This window comes from Candidatus Izemoplasmatales bacterium (assembly GCA_041649275.1).
Taxonomy (GTDB): Bacteria; Bacillota_I; Bacilli_A; order Izemoplasmatales; family Hujiaoplasmataceae; genus UBA12489.
On the sequence record JBAZNL010000004.1, the window covers coordinates 29,395 to 52,602 of the forward strand.

22 protein-coding genes and 1 riboswitch are annotated in these 23,208 nt (G+C 62.8%); of the genes, 4 read left to right on the forward strand and 18 right to left on the reverse strand.

The window, feature by feature from the left end:
* Nucleotides 1-49: 49 nt before the first annotated feature.
* A riboswitch (cyclic di-GMP riboswitch) is annotated at nucleotides 50-129 on the reverse strand.
* Nucleotides 130-268: 139 nt separating this feature from the next.
* The 4 genes from WC509_04315 to WC509_04330 all read right to left on the reverse strand — a co-directional run bounded on the left by WC509_04315 (nucleotide 269) and on the right by WC509_04330 (nucleotide 3,029).
* A complete protein-coding gene (locus WC509_04315) occupies nucleotides 269-778 on the reverse strand; it encodes a nitroreductase family protein (GenBank protein ID MFA5006672.1) in 510 nt (169 codons plus the stop codon).
* Nucleotides 779-794: 16 nt separating this feature from the next.
* The gene (locus tag WC509_04320; GenBank protein ID MFA5006673.1) at nucleotides 795-1,613 is read right to left on the reverse strand and encodes a hypothetical protein; all 819 of its coding nucleotides are present in this window, start codon (nucleotides 1,611-1,613) and stop codon (nucleotides 795-797) included.
* A 95-nt stretch (nucleotides 1,614-1,708) separates the two neighbouring features.
* Nucleotides 1,709-2,086 carry a hypothetical protein gene (locus WC509_04325; GenBank protein MFA5006674.1) on the reverse strand — a complete coding sequence of 126 codons (378 nt, stop codon included), beginning with the start codon at nucleotides 2,084-2,086 and terminating at the stop codon, nucleotides 1,709-1,711.
* Nucleotides 2,087-2,111: 25 nt separating this feature from the next.
* Nucleotides 2,112-3,029, reverse strand: a complete 918-nt coding sequence (locus WC509_04330) for an AEC family transporter (GenBank protein ID MFA5006675.1) — start codon at nucleotides 3,027-3,029, stop codon at nucleotides 2,112-2,114.
* A 283-nt stretch (nucleotides 3,030-3,312) separates the two neighbouring features.
* On the opposite strand from WC509_04330, the gene WC509_04335 reads away from it, so the two are divergent.
* The 4 genes from WC509_04335 (at nucleotide 3,313) to WC509_04350 (ending at nucleotide 7,830) form a co-directional block, all read left to right on the forward strand.
* Entirely contained in the window at nucleotides 3,313-4,281 is a 969-nt protein-coding gene (locus WC509_04335) for an FAD-dependent oxidoreductase (protein ID MFA5006676.1), read from the forward strand.
* Between the two features lies 1 nt (nucleotide 4,282).
* Nucleotides 4,283-4,924 carry a thioredoxin family protein gene (locus tag WC509_04340; protein MFA5006677.1) on the forward strand — a complete coding sequence of 214 codons (642 nt, stop codon included), beginning with the start codon at nucleotides 4,283-4,285 and terminating at the stop codon, nucleotides 4,922-4,924.
* Nucleotides 4,925-5,101: 177 nt separating this feature from the next.
* A complete protein-coding gene (locus WC509_04345) occupies nucleotides 5,102-6,976 on the forward strand; it encodes an ATP-binding cassette domain-containing protein (protein MFA5006678.1) in 1,875 nt (624 codons plus the stop codon).
* Between the two features lie 8 nt (nucleotides 6,977-6,984).
* Nucleotides 6,985-7,830, forward strand: a complete 846-nt coding sequence (locus WC509_04350) for a hypothetical protein (GenBank protein MFA5006679.1) — start codon at nucleotides 6,985-6,987, stop codon at nucleotides 7,828-7,830.
* A 175-nt stretch (nucleotides 7,831-8,005) separates the two neighbouring features.
* Here WC509_04350 and WC509_04355 read toward each other — a convergent pair whose 3' ends face one another.
* The 14 genes from WC509_04355 to WC509_04420 all read right to left on the reverse strand — a co-directional run bounded on the left by WC509_04355 (nucleotide 8,006) and on the right by WC509_04420 (nucleotide 22,584).
* Nucleotides 8,006-9,385, reverse strand: coding sequence for an ADP-ribosylglycohydrolase family protein (locus WC509_04355; GenBank protein ID MFA5006680.1), 1,380 nt, complete (start codon nucleotides 9,383-9,385; stop codon nucleotides 8,006-8,008).
* Nucleotides 9,382-10,326, reverse strand: a complete 945-nt coding sequence (locus WC509_04360) for an ABC transporter permease (GenBank protein ID MFA5006681.1) — start codon at nucleotides 10,324-10,326, stop codon at nucleotides 9,382-9,384. Before WC509_04360 ends, WC509_04355 begins: the two co-directional genes overlap by 4 nt.
* Nucleotides 10,319-11,458, reverse strand: coding sequence for an ABC transporter permease (locus WC509_04365; GenBank protein ID MFA5006682.1), 1,140 nt, complete (start codon nucleotides 11,456-11,458; stop codon nucleotides 10,319-10,321). The genes WC509_04360 and WC509_04365 overlap by 8 nt, the downstream gene beginning before the upstream one ends.
* Entirely contained in the window at nucleotides 11,455-12,996 is a 1,542-nt protein-coding gene (locus WC509_04370) for an ABC transporter ATP-binding protein (protein MFA5006683.1), read from the reverse strand. The genes WC509_04365 and WC509_04370 overlap by 4 nt, the downstream gene beginning before the upstream one ends.
* Before the next feature lie 16 nt (nucleotides 12,997-13,012).
* Nucleotides 13,013-14,164, reverse strand: a complete 1,152-nt coding sequence (locus WC509_04375; GenBank protein MFA5006684.1) for a BMP family ABC transporter substrate-binding protein — start codon at nucleotides 14,162-14,164, stop codon at nucleotides 13,013-13,015.
* A 95-nt stretch (nucleotides 14,165-14,259) separates the two neighbouring features.
* Nucleotides 14,260-14,721 carry a DUF4430 domain-containing protein gene (locus tag WC509_04380; protein MFA5006685.1) on the reverse strand — a complete coding sequence of 154 codons (462 nt, stop codon included), beginning with the start codon at nucleotides 14,719-14,721 and terminating at the stop codon, nucleotides 14,260-14,262.
* Nucleotides 14,722-14,753: 32 nt separating this feature from the next.
* Nucleotides 14,754-16,193, reverse strand: coding sequence for a CehA/McbA family metallohydrolase (locus tag WC509_04385; protein ID MFA5006686.1), 1,440 nt, complete (start codon nucleotides 16,191-16,193; stop codon nucleotides 14,754-14,756).
* Nucleotides 16,194-16,196: 3 nt separating this feature from the next.
* Entirely contained in the window at nucleotides 16,197-17,219 is a 1,023-nt protein-coding gene (locus WC509_04390; protein ID MFA5006687.1) for a LacI family DNA-binding transcriptional regulator, read from the reverse strand.
* Complete coding sequence (gene rbsK, locus WC509_04395) at nucleotides 17,216-18,145, reverse strand: ribokinase (protein ID MFA5006688.1); 930 nt, start codon at nucleotides 18,143-18,145, stop codon at nucleotides 17,216-17,218. Before rbsK ends, WC509_04390 begins: the two co-directional genes overlap by 4 nt.
* Nucleotides 18,146-18,296: 151 nt before the next feature.
* Complete coding sequence (locus tag WC509_04400) at nucleotides 18,297-18,866, reverse strand: NUDIX hydrolase (GenBank protein MFA5006689.1); 570 nt, start codon at nucleotides 18,864-18,866, stop codon at nucleotides 18,297-18,299.
* Between the two features lie 28 nt (nucleotides 18,867-18,894).
* On the reverse strand, nucleotides 18,895-19,701 hold the full coding sequence (locus tag WC509_04405) for a hypothetical protein (GenBank protein MFA5006690.1): 807 nt from the start codon (nucleotides 19,699-19,701) through the stop codon (nucleotides 18,895-18,897).
* Between the two features lie 102 nt (nucleotides 19,702-19,803).
* Nucleotides 19,804-20,550, reverse strand: coding sequence for a hypothetical protein (locus WC509_04410; GenBank protein ID MFA5006691.1), 747 nt, complete (start codon nucleotides 20,548-20,550; stop codon nucleotides 19,804-19,806).
* Nucleotides 20,547-21,791 carry a 1-acyl-sn-glycerol-3-phosphate acyltransferase gene (locus WC509_04415; protein ID MFA5006692.1) on the reverse strand — a complete coding sequence of 415 codons (1,245 nt, stop codon included), beginning with the start codon at nucleotides 21,789-21,791 and terminating at the stop codon, nucleotides 20,547-20,549. The genes WC509_04410 and WC509_04415 overlap by 4 nt, the downstream gene beginning before the upstream one ends.
* Before the next feature lie 184 nt (nucleotides 21,792-21,975).
* Nucleotides 21,976-22,584, reverse strand: coding sequence for a 50S ribosomal protein L25 (locus WC509_04420; protein MFA5006693.1), 609 nt, complete (start codon nucleotides 22,582-22,584; stop codon nucleotides 21,976-21,978).
* Between the last annotated feature and the right edge of the window lie 624 nt (nucleotides 22,585-23,208).

The following is a 23,208-nucleotide window of genomic DNA, read 5'->3' on the forward strand; positions in this document are numbered from 1 at the left end:
AGATCCCGAGGGAGGGGGATAATAAAAACGCCCTCATCCCTGCGGGGACAACGGCAACTGGCTGCCATCGAGATCGAAGGCCCTATAGCTTTGCGTCATTGGCTTTCGCCAATTTTGCGATTGACATGATCAGTATAGGGCCGATTCCCCGTTTTGTCAAGGTTCACCGGGGGAAAACCGGCGAAAAATGCGAACATTTCGATGAAACGGAAGCGATCGAAACGTTTGTCGCCGCGCGAAGAAAAAGACGCATCGCGGGGACGATGCGTCACTTGCGGACGACGAGGTCGGTCACAAGCCGTCGCTGGTCGTGGAACGGATAGGGAACGGATCCCAAGGCGGGATAGCCGACGGGCATCACGGCGATCGGGATCACGTGATCCGGGAGTTCCAGACGCTTCGCCATCTCGGCGGCGTTGAACATCGCCACCCAGCACGTCCCGAGTCCCTGTTCGAGCGCCGCGAACATGACGTGCGTGCCGACGATGCCGCAGTCGACCTGACCGGCATCGTAGTAGTCCTTGCGTTTCCATGAAACCGTCTCGTCGTAACAGATCACCAAAACGAGCGGCGCGCCGAAACGGCCGCGTGTGCAGGCGTCGACGTCGGCGAGGGCCGCGGGACTCTGCATCACGAAGACGCGCTGGGGCTGGGCGTTGTGGGCGGTCGGCGCATTGCGGATCGCCTCGAGGATCCGTTCGAGCTTCTCCGGCTCGACGGGGGTGCTTGCATACGTGCGCACCGAATAGCGCGCCTTGGTCATCTCGAGAAATGTCATGGGATTCTTCCTTTCCTTACGGGCGAAGCCGTGTCGCGACGGGTTTCGTCCGATGTTTCATATTGGCGAACGCGTCGGCGGTCAGATGGAACACGCCCATGTAGAGCCACATGCAGAGGGCGACCGAAAGCGTATAGAGGGCGGTTCCGGCGCCGAAGACGTTTTCCAGGATCATGAAAGGCGTGCCGTCCGACCGCGTCAGGAACATGTAGTTGTCCTGAAAGCCGGCGACGTGTCCGATCTTGTCGACGACGAAGGCGGTCGCCATGAAGACGCCGAGGATCGCGATCCCGATCCAGCGGTTCCGCTTCTCGAGCGTGCCGAGTCCCGAGAGACCGATGTAGAGGGCGGCGAATCCGGACGTCATGTGCGTCGCGAGACTGATCATCGGATCGAAGTGGAGGACCGGAAAGATCGAATAGATGTTTCCGGCGAGATAGGTTCCGAGGATGGCGCCGAGCAGACCGAACATCATCACGAAGTCGAGCGACGCCTGCTGGATCCTGCCCTTCGCGAACGCCGCGACGGGCAGGACGATGAGCGGAATCGAGCAGAGGAACAGCGGCAGGTAGTTGAGCAGGATCCTGAGCGATCCGGTGATCAGGCAGTAGTTGACGAGCTTGATCAGTTCGAGGCCGTCGAGGACGATCGCCGCGACGACGACCACGCGCATCTTCGCCGCGCGGTCCTTTCCGGCGACCTTCGCGCTCAGGCGGAAGGCGAGAAAGGCGGCGAGGGCGAACGCGGACGTCACCATCGCGAGGTGCTGCCAGGAGAAGAGACCTTCCGGTTCGCGGGTGAAGTTCCAGCTGAAGAATTCGGTCATGAAATCCATGTGAACACTTCCCATCGGATGAAATCCTTCCCCATTATAGCAAATCGACCCGCGGATGGGAACCTTCCGCAGGTCGATTTTCGCAAAGAATCGTCTTACGCCGGGTTCTCGAAGGCGGCCTTGTCGAGATAGAACTGGTAGATGCGGTCGTCAATCTCGTCCGTCTTCAGGACGAACAGCCGGTCCGTCGCGATCTCGCGATAGACCGAAAGGTCGGTCAGCGGCGCGTAGAAATGCTCATAGCTGAAGGGCTCGCCGTCGATCGGAATGTAGAGGTAAACCCAAAGGGTGCCTTCGTTCGAAAACTGGTTCTGTCCGTGGGGTTCGGATCCCTCGTCGGGATTGACGAAGTAGAAGGGCGTTTCGCCCTCGATGACGTGGACTTCGTAGTACTGCTCCTGCAGTCCTTCGCAGGAAAGGCTGAGGAACACGGCGAGCAGGATGAAGAGCGAAAGCAGGGCTTTGCGGAACATGGGAAACCTCCTGGTCTAGTATCTGTTACCGCCACAGGATCGTGGCGAGGGCGTACAGAAGCGGGATCGTGACGATCGAAAGCAGGGTGCTGACGCAGACGATGCGGACCGCCTTGCGGTAGTCCTTGTCGTGGAGTCCGGCGAAGAGGACGACGTTCACGCCCACGGGAGCGGCCGCGGGAAGGAGGAGTGCCAGACGCAACTCGTTCCATGCGACGGGAAGGAGGCTCAGGACGAGGAGCGAGAACAGCGGGATGACGACGAGGCGGAAGGCCGCGACGGCGTATGCGCCGGGATCGCGCAGAAGGTCGGCGAACCGGTCGCGGGCGAGGTAGGACCCGATCACGATCATCGCGATCGGGGTGTTGAGGGGCGTGATCATCGACAGCGGCGTCATCACGAATTCCGGGACGTGAATCTGCGTGAAGAAGAGGATGACGGCGACGAAAAAGGCGATCAGGACCGGATTCGTGAGGAGCCGTTTCGGTGCGAAGATGCTCTTGTCGCGGGTGAAGAGATGCACGCCGTAGGTCCACTGGAAGACGAAGATCATCATCACGAACGAGGTGATGTGGAAGACGGCGGATTCGCCGAGAAGCGCCGAAACGAGCGCAATCCCGAAGAAGCCGGCGTTGGCGAAGGCGGCCCCGAATTGCTCCGCAGGCCGCTTGTCGCGAAAGGCGATCTTGGCGATGACGGCGGACATGACGATCAGTCCGAGCGACAGCGCGAAAGAAATCAGGAAAGCCTTCGTGTTCTCCGGCGTGCGTTCGACGATGAACGACTTCACGACGATCGCCGGAACGACGATCCGGAGGAGCAGGTTGGACAGATCCTTCGCCCCTTGTTCGGTGAGCAGTTTCATTCGGAAGAGGATCCAGCCGACGGCGATGAGGGCGAACATGATCGCGATCTGCTTGGCCAACACGAGAACCGTCTCCATGGTCTCCCCCCTTTTCCAATCCTGCATATGTATGTGGCGATGCAGGCGAGCCCGACATGCGATCGGAGGCATGCATCGATATCATCTTACCATAAATCATCAGGTTGTCGCTCTCAATCTTGTGAAATCGCGTTTTCAAAAATATGCCATTTCCGCATCTTTTGATACTGTGTTTTCAATACTTCCGTCGATCGTCGGATCATTTGGGGGATGCGAGCATCTTTGAGCAAACCCTTTGTTTTCCATTCGGAAATCGTTATAATGGAAGAAGAGGTAACCGACCATGTTCAATTTCACGATCGAAAAACCGAAGAAACCGGCCGCTTCCGACGTCGTCTACGACTTCGTCGCGCTTGGCGGCGGACCCGCCGGACTGAACGGCGCGCTCTACGCCAGGCGCAAGGGCCTGTCGACCGCCGTCGTCGCCCACGAGCTCGGCGGCCAGCTGCGCAACACGCATGCGGTCGAGAACTACCTGGGTTTCGAGACGATCGACGCCTCCGAGTTGATCGACCGCTACGTCGCCCACGTCAGGTCGCTCGAGATCCCGATTTTCACGCAATCGCGCGTGATCGCGGTCGAGAAGGAGGACGACCTGTTCGTCCTCAGGCTCGAGGACGGCGGGAGGATCCGGTCGAGGACGCTGCTCGCGGCGCTCGGCGGCTCCCCGCGGCGGCTCGACGTTCCCGGGGAACTCCGGCTCGCGAGCAAGGGCGTCTCCTACTGCGCGACCTGCGACGCGCCCTTCTTCAAGGGCATGCACGTCGTCGTCGCCGGCGGCGGGAACTCGGCAGTCGAGGCGGCGATGGACCTCGCCAAGTGGGCGTCGCGCGTCACCATCGTCCACCGCAGCCGCTTCCGCGCCGACCAGACCATCCTCGACCGGCTGAAAGACGTGAAGAACGTATCGGTGATGCTCGAGACGCAGATCCTCTCGATCGAGGGCACCGACCGCGTCGAGTCGATCCGGATCCGGAACAAGGCCGACGGCATCGAATCGTCGATCCCGGCCGACGGCATCTTCATCGAGATCGGCACGATCCCGAACTCGGCCCTGTTTTCCTCCCTCGTCAAGCTCAACGACCGCGGCGAGATCGTCGTCGACGGCCAGCAGCGGACCGACTGCGAAGGCCTCTACGCCGCCGGCGACATCACCGAACAGCCCTTCCGCCAGATCGTCATCGCCGCCGCGGAAGGCGCCAAGGCAGCCCTCGCGGCGAGCGCCCATCTCAATATGAAAGGAACCCGATAACATGCCCAAGCTGATTCCGCAAGACGTCGCCGACCAGATCAAGTCGATCCTCGCCGACATGAAGGACCCGATCACACTCCTCTATTTCTCCGACGGCAAGTGCCAGACCTGCGTCGAGACCGGCCAGCTGCTCGAGGACATCGCCGTCCTCAATCCCAAGATCAACCTCGTCGTCAAGGACTCAGTCGCCGATGCCGACGAGGCGAAGAAGTACGACGTCCGCCGGATTCCCGGCTTCGTCGTCCTCGACAAGGACGGGCACGACCGCGGCGTCAAGTTCAGCGGGATCCCCGCCGGCCACGAGATCAATTCCTTCCTCGCCGCGATCATGGAACTGTCGGGCGCGACCCCCGCGCTCGATGCGGACGTCCTCGCCCGCATTCGGAAGATCGACAAGCCCGTCGACATCAAGGTCTTCGTGACCCTCTCGTGCCCGCACTGCCCGGGCGCGGTCCAGACCGCGCACCTGCTCGCGATGCACAACCCGCTCGTCAAGGCCGAAATGATCGAGGCCCAGACGTTCCAGGAGATGTCGCGCGTGTACAAGGTCTCCGGCGTTCCCAAGATCGTCGTGAACGACAAGGAGGAACTGCTCGGCGACCAGCCGATCGAGAGCTTCCTCAACCTGATCGAAAGACTCTGAATTACGGGTCCATGAACGATCCTTCCGCCACAGGCGGGGGGATTTTTTTGTGGTTCGGCGACGGCCTCGTGAGGTTTTCGTGAACTTCACTGAGGGTTCCGTTTACTCACAATTCCGACACGCGCGGAGCCTAGAATGGGCATGAAGGCACGCGCGTCGCGGCATGAGGAGGTCAATATGGCGGCACTGCTCCGTTTGGCGAACATCGAGAAAAGCTACAACATCACGAAAACCCAGAAACAAGTCGTCCTGAAAGGAGTCACCGTCGAGTTCGATCGCGGCGAGTTCGTCGCCCTGGTGGGCGAGTCGGGGTGCGGGAAGTCGACGCTCATCAACATCATGGGGGGCCTGGACAGCGAGTATACGGGAAGCGTCGTCGTCAAGGACGCCTTCATCCGCGACTACACGGAGAAGCAGCTCGACGACTATCGCAAGAAACGCGTCGGGATGGTCTTCCAGGACTACAACCTGATCCACCACCTGACGCTTGCGGAGAACATCGAGATCGCCATGCGGATGAGCGACATCGAGCCTAAACTCCGCCACGAACGCGCGATGGAACTGCTCAGGATGGTCGGACTCGACCAATACGAGCGGAAGTATCCCTCGCAGCTGTCCGGCGGGCAGCAGCAGCGCGTCGCGATCGCCCGCGCGCTCGCCAACAATCCGTCGATCATCCTCGCGGACGAGCCGACCGGCGCGCTCGACAAGGAATCGCAGGACGTGATCTTGAAGATCCTCGCCAAGATCGTCCAGTCGGGGAAACTCGTGATCGTGGTCACCCACAGCGAACTCGTCAGCAGTTATTGTTCCCGCGTCGTCAGGATCGACGACGGCGTCGTCGTGTCCGACGTCAGAAAAACATCTCCCAAGGAGATCCCTCAGTATGAGAAGGTGATCATGCCGAAGCCGATCAGGGTGAAGGACGTCGCCCGGCTGTCGTTCCAGAACCTGATGAAGAAGAAGAGCAGGACGCTGATGGTGTCGATCGGTCTGGCGATCGGCATCGCGGCCGTCGTCCTGATCCTGAATCTCGGTCTCGGACTCACCGACTACGTCCGCGAGGTCTATGTCGACAACCTCCAATCGACCCAACTTGCGGTCTCGATGAGGGACGGTTCCGCCTTCACCGACGACGATCTCGCGGAGATCCTGGAGGTCGACGGGATCGCCCGCGCCTATCCGTCGGCGATCCTCGAAGGGGTCGCCTGCGCGACCGGAGACCTCGAGACGGACATCGACGGCCTGTCCGCCTTCTACCGCTTCTACTATCCGGCGATCCTGTACGGCGAATTGGCCGACGAGGTCGACGAAATCATCGTGAACGAGACGATGGCGTCGGATCTCTCCGAAAACGGTCTGATCGGCGCCGTCGGACTCGAACTGTCGATCACGGTCGACGACGTCACGACGGTCTACACGGTGACCGGCATCTACGAGGACGGCAGCGACGGGACCGACGAGAGCGACGCCCTGATCGTCGCCGATGCGCTCGCGGCGATGGTCGACCTCGCCGTCGATGCGAACGTTCTCTACCTCACCATGACCGACGTCACCACCATCAGCGTCGCCAAGGACGACCTCGCCGAACTCGGCTACAGCGTCCGTCAGGCCGAAAACGAGGCGAACTTCCTGCTCGAGTACATCGAAATGGGCACGCAGATCCTCACCGGCGTCGGCGCGATCTCGATGGTGGTCGCCGCGATCATGATCTTCATCGTCCTGTACATCTCCATCGTCGAACGTACCAAGGAAATCGGCATCCTGCGGGCGATCGGAGCACGCAAGCGCGACATCCGTACGATGTTCATCTGCGAGGCCGGATTCATCGGTCTCGGCGGCGGCGCGATGGCGGTCGTCTTCGCGCTCGCCGTGACCGTCGCCACCAACGTGATCACCGGCATCTCGCTTCAAACCGCGCTGATCGGATACGGCGTCGAAAACTACCTGCTCGGACTGGCCCTCAGTTTCGCCGTCTCGATTCTTGCCGGAATCGCCCCGGCGGTGAAGGCGGCCGATCTCGACCCGGTCGTCGCGCTCCGGTTCGAATAGGAGCCGCCATGGGCAGGGCACTTTCGAAGTTTCAAAAGAAGGAACGTTCGCGACAGCACAAGGCCGCCATCAAGGAACGGCTCGACGCCGCCGGCATCAGTCGTCGGAAGTTCCGACTGGTGATCTCGCCGAAGGCCTTCTTCGTCATGAAGGGCGTCGGGATTCTGCTGATCCCGATCGCATACTTCGTCTATTCGCCGCTGCTTGCGCTCGTGATGGCGTACTTCGTGGCGCTCTTCTTCGCGGCGATCGGCTGCGAGCACGCCCTCAACAAGAGCGTGATCCGTTCCAACCACGTGAAGATCCCCAAGGCCGACAGCGCCGTCGCGCTGCTGCTCCTGTCGGCGTCGCTCTTCGCCTCCGCTTCCGGCATCCGTAGCGGCGGCGTCGGTCGGTTCGCGAACACCCTGTCGCGCAAGATCGCCTCGGCGCTCACCGACTTCGGTTCGCTGCAGACGGGAATGCGGACCGTCTTCTCCGCCGTCCGCGATTTCCGCTTCGGGGCGATGGAACGTCCCGAGGGATTCATCCCGAACAAGGAAGCCTTCATGGACAGGATCGGATCGATGCCCCCCGGAGGCATGCCCGGCGGCATCCCCGACTTCGAGGTATCGATCGACGCGATCCCGATCGAATTCATGTTCTCGCAGGTCTTCTCGACGGTCGCCACGGTCCTGATCGCGATCGTCGCCGTGCTCGCGGCGGCGTCGCTCTTCACGACCGTCCGCAAGATCCGCCGGTTCGAACAGGACCAGTCGGAGACGATCGTCGACGGCGAAATCAGGATGCTGTCGGACGAGGAACTGGCGCATGTGTTCGCGTTCGGGGAGATCACCGAAACCTGTGAACCGTAATCGCGTTGCGGAATCAAGCCGATTACCGATGAAAAAACGCACCCGAGGTCGACCGGACGGAAGTCCAGTCGCTCGGATGCGTTTTTTAGTCGAAGGACATAGAATCGGTTCCGGTACCGCTTCCCCCGGCCGATTCCCATTCGAGACTCGAAGCGTCGGGAGGCGAACCGGCGGGTCATGAGCGGTCGATCGCCGCGATCGTGTCGTCCGTCAGGGAATCGATCGTCATCTTCTTCATCCCGCGACAGTACGTGACGATCTCGGTGCCGATCGGATCGCTCCACCGCCTCGGCACGGCATCGTTCATGATCGCGACGGCGGTCATGATCTGCGCGGCGTTGCAGTCGACGTCGTAGCCGATCATCCCGATCGCGTGCATCGTCTCGTCGAAATCGCCGTTGCCGAACCAGAGGGCGACGACCTCGGCGGCCGCGTTCGGATAGCTGTGGATCCAGTTGTAGGTCTTGAACTCGGGCTCGAGTTCCTCCCAGGTCGATTCCCAGTCGGTTCCGGCCCTGCAGGCCGATAGCGCGCGCGAGACGACGGCATGGTACTCCGAATCGTCCGGGATGGCGGCGACGCAGGCCTCGACGAGGCGGCGGACGTCGGTCTCGACGTAGGCGAGGGACGTCATCACGGCGTTGAAGACTTCGCCGAGGATGCCGTTGTTGCTATGGGAGACGGCTCCGTCGACGAAGGCGAGGCGGGCCGCCTCGGCGGCGTCGCCCGGCGACAGCATCCCGCAGATCGCGCCGCGCATCTGCGCGCCGATCCATTCGCGGTAGGGGTTGTTGAAATGGCCGCTCTTCGGGGGCATGATTCCGGCGGCGATGTTCTTGAGCGCGATCTCCTCGGCCGACCAGCCGAACGGCACGACCCCGACCCACGCGAGGGCGACGTCCTCGCTATTGATCCGGCGTCCGGCGCGGCGATACGCGTCGAGGAACGCGAGTTCGTAGGTGATGTCGTCGTTGTAGGTGTTCGGGGTGCGCACGTAGTCGCGGATCTCGCCGAACGCGGTCCGCAGGTTCGCCGTGACGTACCCCTCGAGGGCGGTGCCAAATGCGCCGCCGACGATCTGTGCGAGCCAGCCGTGGCGGGTCCGCGACCGGAAGCCGGGCGTAGCGGGATCGACGGCGACCCGCGGCGGGAGGACGGCGCGGGCGTGGTACTGCTCGAAGGTGTCGTACACGGCGTGGCGACGGTAGGGATGATGGGGGATGGACGCCATCCGGCCGAAGAGATTCCACAGCCGGCACGTGATCGGGATCAGCTTGCGCATGTCGTCCGCGTCGAACGCCCGGCGCCCCTCCTCGAGCAGCTGCTCGGCCTCGGAGACGTCGTAACCCATGTTCTCCATCGACTGGACGGCGCCGGCGATCACCGATTCCGGTGCGCCGGAGCCGGGGACGTTGGAATGCCACTTCATGCGGTAGGTGAGGTCGGTCATCTTCTCGAAGGCCTCGATCCCCTTCCACGCCTGCTCGTCTTCGCTCAGGACGACGGGGATGCTTCCGTGCAGGAGTTCGTACGCGGTCTCCCACGCTTTCTTCATGGTCTCTTCTCCTTCCGCGGACGACGGGGTCTCGCTTTCCGCAAGCGGACGATCGAATAGATGACGAGTCCCGCCGTCGTCGTCAGGTACGGCAGGGTGTTGAGCAGTTCGTAGGGAATCGACAGCGATCCGAACGTCTGGGCGGTCAGGGAGAAGGCGTTGACCATTCCGAAGAGGACCGCGAAGAGCGCGCTTCCGATGGGATGTCCGGCGCCCATGGCCTCGGCGGCGATGCCGATGAAGCCGCGTCCGGCGACCATGCCGGTGTTGAAGCCGCTCATGTATCCGAGCGAGAGATAGGCGCCGCCGAGGCCGGCGAGACCGCCCGCGATGAGCAGCGCGACGGTCTTGATCCGGCGGGTCGGGATGCCGACGGAGGCGGCCGCGGTCTCGTTCTTTCCGACGGCGACGATGCGGATGCCGAGGACGGTGCGGCGGAACAGGAACGCCACCGCCGCGACCGCGACCGCGGCGAGCGCGACGAGCGGATGGAGGTTTTCGAAGAAGATCTCGCCCAAGAACGGGATGTCGCGGAGGAACGGCACGCTCCACGATGCAATCGCGACGGCCGGATAGTCGGACTTGTTGCCGGTGATGCCGTAGATCACGAAGACGGCGAGGCCGGCCGCGAGGATGTTGGTGGCGATGCCGACGAGGATGTGGTGGGTCCGGAGACGGACCGCGCAGAGGGCGAAGAATCCGCCCGCGAGGATGCCGGCGAGGATCGCCGCGGCGAGGCCGGCGGCGGCGGATCCGAAGCGGGTGCTCGCGATCGCCGCGGCCAGGGCCGAGACGACCATCGTGCCCTCGATGCCGATGTTGAGGACGCCGGCGCGGTTGGAGACGAGCGCGGCGAGGGTCGCGAACACGAGCGGCGTCGCCAGCTGGAGGACCATCGCGTAGAACGCGGGGGTCGTGAACAGGTCGAGGATGTCACGCACGTCCGTCCACCTCCTCCGTACCGTCGGCGCGCCGGCGGGCGAACGCGCGGCGGGACAACAGGCTTCGCAGCCAGGCGCTCGAGAAGAACGCCTCGGCGGCGACGAGGATCAGGATCAGTCCCTGGATCACCTGGACGACCTCCTGGGCGACGTCGGAATTGAACGCCATCAGGTCGGCCCCGGAGCGGAGATAGCCGATGAAGAGGGCCGCGAAGGGAACGAGGAGCGGCTTGTTCTTGGCGATGATCGCGACCATGAAGCCGTCGAAGCCGAAGCCCGGCAGGCTCTTCCAGTTGAAGCGACGGTAGTTGGCGAGGATCTCCACGCCGCCGCCGAGGCCGGCGACGCCGATCCCGAGGAGCTGCGAGGACAGTCCCGCCCGGGCGACGTCGATCCCGACGTTCTTCGCGAAGGCGCGGTTGTCGCCCGTCATCCGGAGACGGTACCCGAAGCGGGTGCGGAAGAGATAGACCGATGCGAGGACGGCGACGCCGAGCGCGATCAGGATCCCGGTCGTCACGTTGGTTCCGGCGACGAGGACGGACAGTCGCGACGCGTCCGGGATCGGCGCGGTCGCGTTGTCTCCCGACGTCACGTCGATCACGACGTTTGAGATCAGCCAGACGCCGACCCAGAGGACGATGAAGTTGAACATGATCGAGGAGACGAACTCGTTCACCCCGAGCTTCTCCTTCAGGACCGCGGGCACGAACCCGACGACGATCGCGGCGGCGATCCCCGAGAGAAGCGGAACCGCGATCGCGAGCACGCCGGGCAGTTCGACGAAGATGGAGACGACGGCGGCGGCGAGTCCGCCGACGTAGAAGGCGCCCTCGGTGAACATGTTGAAGTTGCCGCCGCGGATGATGAGGCAGGCGGCGACGCCGGCGAACATCAGCGGCGCGGCGTTCTTCACCACCTCGCCGAGTTCCGCGGGCGAGGAGAGCGGGCCGAAGACGAACCAGCGGATCGCGGTGTCCGGATCCTCGGAGACGAGGCCGATGACCGCGAAGGCGACAAGATAGGCGATCAGGATCGCGAGCAGCGTCCTGCCGCCCTCGACGAGCGTCTCGAGGAGGCGCGGCCGGGACCGGAGCCACAGTCGCTTGAAGAAGGCGAACGCGCGCTTCATGACGCACGCTCCGCATCCGTCTGGCGGCGGAGGCCGAGCATGTACAGCCCGAGCTCCTCTTCGGTGACGGACGCAAGGTCCTGGATGCGGGCGACGACCTCGCCCCGGCAGAGCACGATCGCGCGGCGGCACAGGGCGCGGATCTCGCCGAGGTCGCTCGACACCAGCAGGACCGCCTTGCCTTCGACGGAAAGCGCCTCGATCCGGTCGTGGATCGTCCGGACCGCGCCGACGTCGACGCCGCGCGTCGGCTGGTCGGCGACGAGGACGGATCCGCAGGCGTCGATCTCGCGTCCGCAGACCACCTTCTGCATGTTCCCGCCCGACAACTGGCGGATCTTCTCGCCGAGCGCGTCGAAGCGGACGTCATATCGTTTTGCGAGCTGCCCGGCGTAGTCCGAAAGACGGCGGCGTCTCTCGAACGGCCCGGCGTTGTATGCCGTTTCGTCGCGCACGATCGCGGTGGCGTTGTCGAGGATCGTGCCCTCGAGGTCGACGCCGTCCGCCATCCGGTCCTCCGGAATGAAAGCGAGTCCGAGACGCCGAATCTCCCCGACAGTCTTCCCGACGATGTCGGTCCCCGCGAGCAGGACCTTCCCGCGTTCGGGCAGGAGTCGTCCCGTGAGGACGTCGACGAGTTCGCGCTGGCCGTTTCCCTCGACGCCGACGACGCCGAGGATCTCGCCGCCGCGGAGTTCGAGGGACACGTCGTCCAGAAGCACGCGTCCGTCCGGCGAAAGGCAGGTCAGGCGGTCGCACGAAAGCAGCCCGGGACCGACCGCGACGGCGGTCCGGGCGGTTTCGGCGGGCGGTTCGCCGCCGATCATCCGTCGCGAGATCTCCGCTTCGGAAATCGCCGCGACGGCGTACGTGCCGACGGTCCTGCCCTTGCGCAGGATCGTGATGCGGTCGCAGATCGCCTTGATCTCCGCAAGCTTGTGGGTGATGACGACGATCGTCCGGCCGGCCTTCCGCAAGGCCGAAAGCTGCTCGAAGAAGCGTTTCGTCTCCTGCGGCGTGAGGACGGCGGTGGGCTCGTCGAGGATGATGATCTCGGCGTTGCGCGCGAGCACCTTGAGGATCTCCACCTTCTGCCGGTTCGCGACGGAGAGGTCGCGGACGAGCGCGTCCGGATCGACCGCCATGTCGTACTTTTCCGCCATCTCGGCGACCAGCCGGCGCGCGGCCGATCGATCGAAGAGGCCGCGTCGGCGCGGCTCGATGCCGAGCGTGACGTTCTCGGCGACGCTGAGGTCGCCGACGAGCATGAAGTGCTGGTGCACCATTCCCACGCCGCGGGCCATCGCATCGTTCGGACGATGGATGAAAACTTCCTCGCCATGAATGAAAATGGCGCCGCGCTGCGCCTTTTCCATGCCGAAGAGGATCTTCATGAGGGTCGTCTTGCCGGCGCCGTTTTCGCCCGCAAGGGCGTGGATCTCGCCGGCGTCGAGGGAAAACGACGCGTCGTCGCAGGCGACGATCCCGGGACCGTAGGATTTGCAGATGCCCTGCATCCGCAGGATCGGATTGGCCATGGTCATGCTCCTTGGTTCATTCGAGGGTGTCGAACAGCGAATCGATCTGCTCCAACGTCAGGTCGAAGCGGGAGGTCACGTCGAGCGTGCCGGCGACGATCTCGGCCTTGAGGGCGTCGAGGCGGTCGCGGAGTTCTTCCGGAACCTTCGCGAGGTAATTGGCGTTGACCGCGAGGTCGATGATGCCTTCGGCGAGGCCGTAGCTCACGAGGACGCCGAAGTCGAGTTCGTCCTCGAGATACGCGAGGACCGTATCGTAGATGACGTCGCCGACCTTCTTCATCACCGAGGTGACGATCAGTCCGGCGCGCGTCGGATTCGAATCGGCATAATAGAGGTACTGGTCGGAGTCGACGCCGATCACGTACCGGGTCTTGGTCTGGGCGGCGTCGATGACGCCGAGACCGGCCTGCGAGGCGCAGGCGAAGATGACGTCGGCGCCGGCGTTGTACTGGACGGTGGCAAGCGCCTTCGCCTGGGTGGAATCGTTGAAGTTGCCCACGAAGGAGTTGGTGAGGGTGGTACGGACGAGCGTGCGGGAATTCTCGTAGGCGATGCCCGCGGCATACCCGACGGCGAAGTCGTAGATGATGTCGTTCCTCATCCCGCCGATGAAGCCGACCTTGCCGCTGCCGGAAACCGGAGCGGTCATGCCGGAGGTGCCGTTCGCCATCGCCGCGGCGAGCACGCCGGCGAGGAAACCGCCCTCGTTCTGGCGGAACAGGATCGAATGGACGTTCGGATAGTCCGCGGCGGCGCCGTCCTTGACCTCGGTGTCGAAGATCACGTAGTGCTTGTCGGGGTAGCGGTTGGCGACCTTCTGGAGCGACTCGCGCATCTGCGTGGTGGCGCAGATGATGAGGTCGTACTCCTGCTGCGAGACGCGGTAGAGCGTGGTCTCCCAGCCCGCCTGGTTGGTGCCCATCTCGATCGTCTTCGCGTCGATGACGTCGCCGTACTCGGCGTTGAGGCGTTCGATGCCCGCGTTCGCGGAATCGAAGAACGACATGTCGCCGAGATTGCCGTTCACCAGAAGGACGACGTCGAGTTTTCCGTCGTCGGTGGTCGTCACGGACGGATCGCCGGAGGTGTCCGTCGTCGGCAGACCGCATCCGATCGTCGCCGTCAGGGTCATGAGCGCCAGAATTATACCAAGCAGTTTTTTCATGTCATTCCATCCTTCCGGCATCCGGATCCGGACCGCATGAAAGCGTGCGGTCCGGTTCGGATCCTTTTCGTCTTGTTTGTTCCGGTGATGCGGGATTACCAGGAGACGGCTTCGAAGATCAGCTGCAGGTAGTCGCCGTTGCGGACCTGCGAGGAGTTGGCGCCGACGAGCAGGCCGTCGCCGTTGATGTAGCCCATCCAGTACATGCTGTTGGTGCCGTTCACGTAGGAGTCGATCGAGTTGATGAATCCGGAATCCGTGGCGGAGTCCTGGGCGATGCCCTTCGAGGTGCATGCGCCGACGAAGGCCTCGTAGAAGGTCGGATTCGACGAGACGACGGTCACCGTTCCGTTGAACAGTTCGGTGTTGTCCGGTCCCATGATCTGCAGGTACACGGTCCGGGTGACTTCCCATCCGCTCGGCGTGGCCGGTTCGTATTCGCCGGTGTCGGCGCCGAGGGCGAAGATGGTGGTGGGGGCTGCGGTGGTCGTTTCGGTGCAGCCGATGAGGGCGAACGCGGCAAACAGTGCGAGAACCAAACCCAATGCTTTTTTCATCTTATCCTCCTGTATTGATTAACACTTTCGTGCTAATTCCCGATGAAGATCGGATTCGTGATGGCGTAGAGGGCGTCGGGGCCGATCACCTCGAGGACGATCCAGTCGCCCGCCTCGACGTCGACGTCGAGGGTATCCTCGAACAGGGACGACCCGTCGAGGAAGAGGCTCGTGACGGCGATCGCGCCGTTCCGGTAGACGTTGATCCGGCCCATCGCGTCCCGCGAGAAGACGGAGACGTCGATCGAAACCGAGGTCGCGCCGCCGAGGGTGAAGGTCTCCCCGTAGCCGACGCCGCCGATCGTCGCCACGATCATCGGACCGTTGGTGACGTAGCTGTTGCCCTGGCGGATCGCCTTCATGATGTTCTCCTCGGTGAATTCCCCGGGGATGTGGAGCACGGTCGCGGGGACGCCGCTGTAGACGCCCCGGCGCAGGTACGCGTCGGTATAGCGGCCGGCTTCGGTCGAGAGGTCGGCGTAGGCGGCGGTGTACTCGCCGAGGATCGAATGGTTGTCCGATCCGCCGGTCGCCGGCAGGTACTTGATCTCGCCGGCGGCGTGGCGGTTCAGGAGTTCGAACCAGTACTCCTTGGCGGCGAGGTTCTCGTTCATGTTCGGTTCGTACAGGCCGTTCCAGATCTCGTAGGTGTCGAACTCCTCGACGAGCTCCCAGAGATGGAAGCCGAGGAGCGAGCTGGCGAACGGATGGTTGACCTGCGCGATCCCGCCGCTTCTGACGATCTCGCGCATCATGTCGGTGATGTCGGATGCGGGATCGTCGCCCTTCAGGACGCTGATGTCGGCCTGTTCGAAGACGTTCCCGATGCCGAGCGACTGGAAGTGTCCGAAGTCGGTGGTGACTTCGACGGCGCGCAGCGCGCGGAACAGGATCGGTTCGCCGGAGGCGTCGTAGGCGGCCGTGAAGCGGTTCCCCTGGACCCATTCCGCCAGACCGGCGGCGCTGTTGTGGTCGGACAAAAATCCGTAGTACAGGCCGTTGCTGATGTTGGAGAGGAGGACCTCGTCGACCGTCTGCTTCCCGTCGCTGTAGGTCGTGTGCTGATGCAGGTCGCCCATGTACCAGTCCTGCGAAGGACCGTCGTAGAGGTGGGTGAGGCGGACGTCGTCGAGGTAGTAGGTCTTGTAGCTCTCGACGAAGATCGTGCGTGAAACCGTGGAATATTCCGGACCGCGCACGTAGGTGAGCGTGTAGGTGCCTTCGTCGAGCAGGATGCGGTACCCCGAAAGCATGTTCGAGTTGAGGCGGTAGAGGTCGCCTTCCTCGTTCTCGATCACGATCCCGGCGGTGATCATGTCGCCGGAATCGGTCAGGATCCGTCCGTAGAGGGTCGCCGGATAGGATCCGCCGGCATTCGTGGTCGCAAGCGTCGTCGCGGTAGTCGTCGCGGCGGTGCAGCCGAGAAGGAAGAGGAACATGCACGATAGGATCAAGGCGAGCGTCTTTTTCATCGGTCATCCTGCCTTTCTGGCGCGGGCGCTGTCGCGCACCACGAGATGCGGTTCGAGCTGCCGGTATTCGTCCTCGAGCCCCTCCTGGCGGAGTCGGGCGTAGAGGAGGTTCCAGGCCAGTTCCCCGAGCTCGGAGACGGACTGGTGGATCGTCGTGAGCGGCGTCGGCAGGATCGTCGAGAAGAACAGGTCGTCGAAGCCGACGATCGAGACGTCGTCCGGGACCTTCAGGCCGCGCTCCTGGACCGCCTGGTAGGCGCCGTACGCCATCAGGTCGTTGGAAGCGAAGATCGCCGTCACGCCGCCGTCGAGAAGCACGCGCGCGGCATTTCGTCCGCCGTCGAAGCGATAGTCGCCCGCGGCGACGATCGCCTCGTCGTAGGGGATGTTCGCTTCGGCGAGGGCGATCCTGTATCCCTTGAGGCGGCGCTCGGCGGTATAGCTTCCGCGCGGACCGGTGATGCAGCCGATGCGGCGGTGGCCGAGGGCGATCAGATGGTTCGTCGCGATCTGTCCGCCCTTGCTGTGATGGATCGAGACGCCGGAGCACTTCAGTCCCTCGATCCAGCTGTCGAGCGCGACGAAGGGGACGCCGAGGTCGTCGAGCAGCGCGATGAACGCGGCGGAACGTTCCTTGTCCTCGTCCTGCGAAAAGGCGATGATGAGGCCGTCGACGCCGCGGTTGACGAGCAGCGTGACGGCGGAAAGGTCCTTGGCGGGATCGTTGTTGGTGTTGGAGAGGATCATCGAATAGCCGGACGCGGTGCAGAAGCCGTCGACGCTCTTCGCGAGTTCGGCGAAGAAGGTGTTCGCGATGTCCGGCAGGATCAGTCCGATCGTGCTCGTCTTCTTCGTGACGAGTCCGACGGCGAAATGGTTGGGGACGTAGTTGCATCGGGCGGCGATCTCGCGGATCCGGACGGCCGTCGCTTCCGAGACGGTGTTGGGCCTATCGTTCAGGACGAGCGATACCGTGGTGACCGAGACGCCCGCCTCGCGGGCGATGTCGCGGATCGTGTACTTCATCGCGCGCCGTCCGTTCCGCGCCCCATGAACGCTTCGATCTCGTCCTTGTCCGGGATCGAACACTGGGCGCCGCGACGCGAAATCGTGATCGCGGCGGCGGCGTTGGCGCGCGTGAGCGCATCCTTGACCTTCATGCCGGAAGCGACCGCGACCGCGATCGCGCCGACGAAGGTGTCGCCGGCGGCGGTGGTGTCGACGACGTCCACCGGACAGGATGGCGCGAAGCGGATTCCGGAATGGTCACCGTGGGCGCAGCCGGCGGCGCCGAGGGTGACGATCGCCTCGCCGACGCCGGCCGCCAGCAGGCGGGCGATGGCCAGTGCGGCGAAATGCGGCTCGGAAGCGGAAAGACCGGTGATCGTCTCCGCCTCGGTTTCGTTCGGGACGACGAGGTCGACGTGGCTGAGCAGTTCGCCGTCGAGGTCTCCCGCCGGGGCGGGATTGAGGATCGTGAACAGTCCCTTCGCCTTGGCGGCGAGGAGGCCGTGCTTCATCGCGTCGTAGGGAATCTCCATCTGCGTCAGGTAGACGTCGCCCGGATGGGCGTCGGTAAGCGCCGCATCGATCTGGGCGCTCGCGGTCATCGCGTTCGCGCCGGCGGCGACGACGATGCGGTTGTCGGCGCCGGTGACCATGATCAGGGCCGTTCCCGTCGACTGTCCTTCGATCCGCCGCACGTGGGTCGCGTCGACCCTGGCGGCGGCGAGGCCGGCGATCAGGGTTTCCCCGAACACGTCGCCGCCGACCGATCCGACCATGCGGACGTCCGCTCCCTGACGGGCGCAGGCGACCGCCTGGTTGGCGCCCTTTCCGCCGGGGTTCATGAAAAACCCGTCACCCATCACGGTTTCCCCGCGTCGGGGGACGCCGGGAATCCGGAACACCATATCCATATTGAGGCTGCCGACGACGATGATTGTTCGCATGGGACGTTCTCCGCTCACATCAAGGATGGTAAATCGATTTAGTAAAACGTTTTACTATTTTTATCTTACATCAAGATGCAAGCGCTGTCAAGAAGGTCATGAAAAAACAAGGCCGATTCAGCCTTGTCTTTCTCCGGATTCGGATTCATGTTCATCCGCGATCCGTCGTTCGGATCCTTCCGATCTTCGCGAAGGCTTTCGCGTAGACCGCCTTCATCCGTTCCTCGGAGACATGCTCGAGGACGGAGTCGATCGGGAACCAGCGGACGCCGGCGTTCTCGTCGGGCTTGACGACGAGGGCGTCGGATTCGTCGGCGACCAGCAGGTAGGTGACGTTCAGATGGAGATGGTCGCCGACGTACTTCCCCTTCTTGACGTGGTTGTGGACGTAGATGACGTCGAGCATGAAGATGTCGTCGGAATGGGGACGGACGTTCACGATGCCCGTCTCCTCCTTCGCCTCGCGCACGGCGACGGAAAGGAAGTCCGGATCGCCGTCGTTGTGCCCGCCGACCCAGGACCACGACCGGTAGATGTTGTGGAAGGCGAAGAGCACCTTCGTCATCGTCGGATCGACGACGATCGCGGAAGCGGTCAGATGGGCGGCGCCGTTGTCGCGGAGAAGCGCGTCCGGATTGCGGTCGAGGAACTGCAGGATCGTCCGCTTGTCGGTCGCCTCCTGCTCGTCATAGGGGTGATACCTTCTGATTTCATCGTACATGGGGATTCCTCCGGCAATGGTCTGGCGGTCAGGCGGTGATGAGGAGAAGCGCGACGGCGATGGAAATGAACAGACTGATGAAATAGGGGATGCGCGGACGTTTGAAGACGACGATCAGAACCCCTGCGACGAGACCCGTCAGGGCGACCGAAATCAAGGCGGAATCGGTCGCGACCCAGAGCGTAACGACGATCGTCGAGAGCAGTCCAGAAAGCAGGACGGCGCAGCCCGTCTTCGGCATCCGCGACTTCTCGACGAACGCGTATCCGATTCCCAGCAGACCGCACAGAGCGATCCTTACGGCGACGTCCCACCAGCCGTCAAGGAGCACGAAGCGGTCGAAGATCCGCATGATCCCGGTATGGACGATCCAGAGAAAGAGGAAAGCGGAGACGCCGCCGAGGAAGACGAGGACGACAAGCGAACCGACGGTCGTGCCCTCCGTCGTCGCGACGGATCCCGCCGCCGTTTCCGTCGGGATTCCGGCGGGAGTCGGCCGCATCCTTCTTCTGTCGTTGACCACGAGCAGCTCGAATCCGAGGCAGAGCGCGAATATGACGAGCGTGGCGATGATGAAGACGAGGATCAGTCCCGACCCCTCGTTCGTGCATCCGTCCTCGGGCAGGCACGGTCCGTTGACGATCCGGGAACGGATGTAGGAATAGCCGGCGATGGCGGTCGGGATCCCCGGGGCGAGGGTCGGCAGAAACGAGATCCAGCCGAACCCCCTCCGGCGGATCGAATACCGGATTCTGAAGAAGAGGATGAAGACGGCGAGCGCTCCGAGCGCATAGAAAAGACTGCCAAACCGGCTGAACCATGGGATGACGAGCATGTCCTCAACTCCGATCGATTTCGTCATGGGCGACGGTCCCGACCCGCTTCGGTCGGAAAACCATCGGAAGATCCTCATTCGACATTGAACCGTTTGTTGCTTCTAGAGCGGAAACCCCGTGAACACGACTCCGCCCAAGAAGCCGACGACCATCGCCAGAATGTATGAGGATGGTCGCTTCATGAAGGAAAGAACCATCGTCGACGGCAGGGCGATCACGCCGATCACTTCCATCGGCGAACGGCTGATGGAAAGGATGTTGGCGAGAAATCCGATCAGCAGCGCGAAGACGAGGGCGGTGATCGCGCGATCCTTCACGGTCGCTTCGACGACGATGAACGCGACCACGGCCGACAGCCCGGAGACGATATGGAAGCGAAACTCGAACAGCGAGTCGTCGTGTTCCGTCCCTACGAGGGCGATCGTTCCTTCGGCGATCAGGTTGCCGAGAACGGCCGCGGCGATCAGGAGGATGAGGAAGACCGCCGCCGCACCGATCGACCGGGGCGGTCCTTCGTGCGGAAGCGTCCGCGTAGCCGCCGGCGAAAGGTTCGCTTGATTTCGGATGCGCCTTCCCGTCGATGCGGTCATGAGTTCGAAGACGAGACCGAAGAGCAAAGTCGCCAGCGTCGCGATGGACATGAGATAGAACCAGACGCTCGGTGGATCGGAGTATGCGATGGCCCACATGAGAAACACGAACGTCGGGATGCCCGGCAGGATGGCCGGCAGGAACGGAATCCATCCCCCGCCGCGGCGATGCAGGATCATTCTGATCGACATCGTCAGGACGAGCGCCGCCAGGGTCAGAAGCGGCATCCAGTGGACGATGAATCGCAAATCGATCATCTTGCGGCATCTCCTTCGACATGAGGCGTGCTTTCATCACGAGCGGCGGCGATGCGACGTCCGGCGATGACGTCCGCGGCGACGGATACCTTCGCGCACAGGTGACTGTTGCCCTTGGGATGACAGTAGTACAGATAGCCCTTGTGGTAGAGTTCGAATTCCACGTCGCTCTTGAAGGCGATCGCGGTGAGCGCCCCGGCAGGGGTATCGAACCGTTCGGGTGCGATCCCGACGATCCCGTCGAACTCGATCCCGTCTTTTCTCACGCGCACGGTACCCGTGCCGCGGAGGTCGTTTCGCGGATTCGCGAGGTCCATCCGGAGGACCTCGACCTCGACGTCGAAGGCGAAGTTCCCGGCCTCCAGCCGTTCCTTCTCGTGCCGGTGCTGGAGACGATGCCAATCGCGCACGTTCGCGATTTCAGGGTGATCGGAGACGAACGTCCCGTCGTCCTTCATCGTCGCCGAATGACCGCACTCGTCGCAGACGACGCGGTCGTTTCCGCCGTGGAGCGAGAACTCCGAACCGCATGCGGGACAGACATACAGGATCCCTTCGATCCCGGCCGTCAGATCCTTTGCGGGATAGCGGTTTCCGCTCCTCGAGGCATATTCGCTCTCGTCGTGGAAGAGCCGGTCGGTGACGAACCGGTCGATCGCTTCGGGCGACATCGCGGCGAAGGCTTCGGGCGCCACACGCTCCTTGACCGTGATTTCGACGGTTCCCCGTCGCGGGTGCTTCGCCCATTTCGGGCTGGCGAGCGAAGCCCCCGCGATCTCGACGAAGATCACCGGGATCGCGAGTTTCCGAATGAGTGCGCCGATTCCCGGGACGACGTCCTGGCTGGTGCCGTCGGTGGACAGGCGGGCTTCGGGGAACATCACGAGATACCGTCCGTCCTTCGCCGCCCGCACGACCTTGCGGATCGTCTCGAAGTCGGGATACATCATCGTCTTCGGAATCGCCCTGATCTTGCCCAGAAGGAAGCGCATCGGTGCGGTCCGGAAATAGAAGCGGTTGGCGATCACCGTGAGCCGATGGCGCGGGAACGTCTGGGGGATGTACGCCCAATCCCAATAGGAGACGTGGTTCGCGAGGATCAGAACCGGTCCTTCGATCGGCTCGGGGACGTTCCGATGGAAGACGAGGCGACGGCCGCGGCGGGACAGGATCATGATCGGCAGCTGCAGGAGCCGATAGACGAATCCGTTCGGAACGCTTTCGTTCTTGCGCTTTGCCATCGGATCGCCGCCCGCCTTTCGTTTCCCGCCGGATCGTCCGGCCTGCATATTTCCATTGTATCACAACGGGCCGGCCTGCAATCGCGAAGAATGAATTTCGATCGTTTCCTTTCGACTCGGCGCCGTTCATGAAAAGAACCGGTCGCGGGGACCGGTTCTTCGCAAGCGGATGGATCGACTTCCGTCAGGCTTCTTCCTTCGGGGCGGCCGGTTCGGGTGCGGGCGCCTCGGTCGAGACGGCCGTCTCGGCGACCGGTTCTTCGACGATGCGGTGTTCGGCGATGTGGACGAGTGCCTTGGTGCCCTCGTCGAGGACCTTGATGCCCTCGGGGAAGACGATGTCGGCGACGTGGAGGACTTCGCGGACATGCATGCGGCGGATGTCGACGTCGACGCGCTGGATGCCCTTGCCGGCTTCGTATTCGACCTCGACGTCGTCGGCGACGACCTGGACGAGCCAGCCTTCCTTCTCGATGACGTCGCGGCCGAGGATGTGGATCGGGATCTTCGCGACGATCATGTCCCCCTTGTCGACCTTGAGAAGCTCGACGTTCAGGATCAGGTTGCGGTTGACGGCGTCCTTCTGGAGGTTCTTGATGTAGACCTGGTGGGTTTCGCGGCCGAGCTTGACCGCGAAGGTCTGGGTCTTGCCGTTCTGGCGGAACGCTTCCGCCAGTTCCAAGGCGTCGATCTGGATCGACACCGGGGTGATCGACTTCCCGAACAGGACGCCGGGAACCTTGTTCTGCTTCCTGACGGCATTCAGGCTTTCCGTTCTTTTCTCGATGTTCATGTGTGATAGCCCCTCTCTCTGAGAAAACATCTTGTCATGAATCATGGATCGGAAACAACTACCGTTATAGCACCGAACGGTCCGATTTACAAGACGGGGGGGCGAAAGATCGCGTCGTCAGGTCGTTTTCATCCGCAGTTTCACGTTCCGCGGAGCACTTGCGTCCCCGCGGTCGGAATCCGGTCCCGACCGGAGCCGGGCGGCAACGAGCGGGACACGCATTAATGCGTGTTCGGCGGAAGACGAATGTGCATGTAAACTGGTTTCTTGAAGCGAATATCGCGGATTCCGTTGTGTTTACGAGCCGTTGATGGTAAAATATCAACTAACCGTGACCCACCCGGCGACCATCCGATGAAACCGGGTTCGCCTCGCCACGTGGCGATTCCGCCATTCATATGTGAATACTCCCCATCCCATCATGGGATGATCGCCACGGATGTCGTTTTCCTATGTCCCGTGGCGTTTTCATTCTTCCGTACGGAATCGGCCGGAGACGGATGCGATTTGTTTTTTAACCTCTGTAACGGTTTACGGATCGAGAAAAAGTGTCATGAAAATCCAATTTTCTGTTGAAAATGACTATTCACGAGAGTACAATATTCCTAATTGTTCCATCCGCCG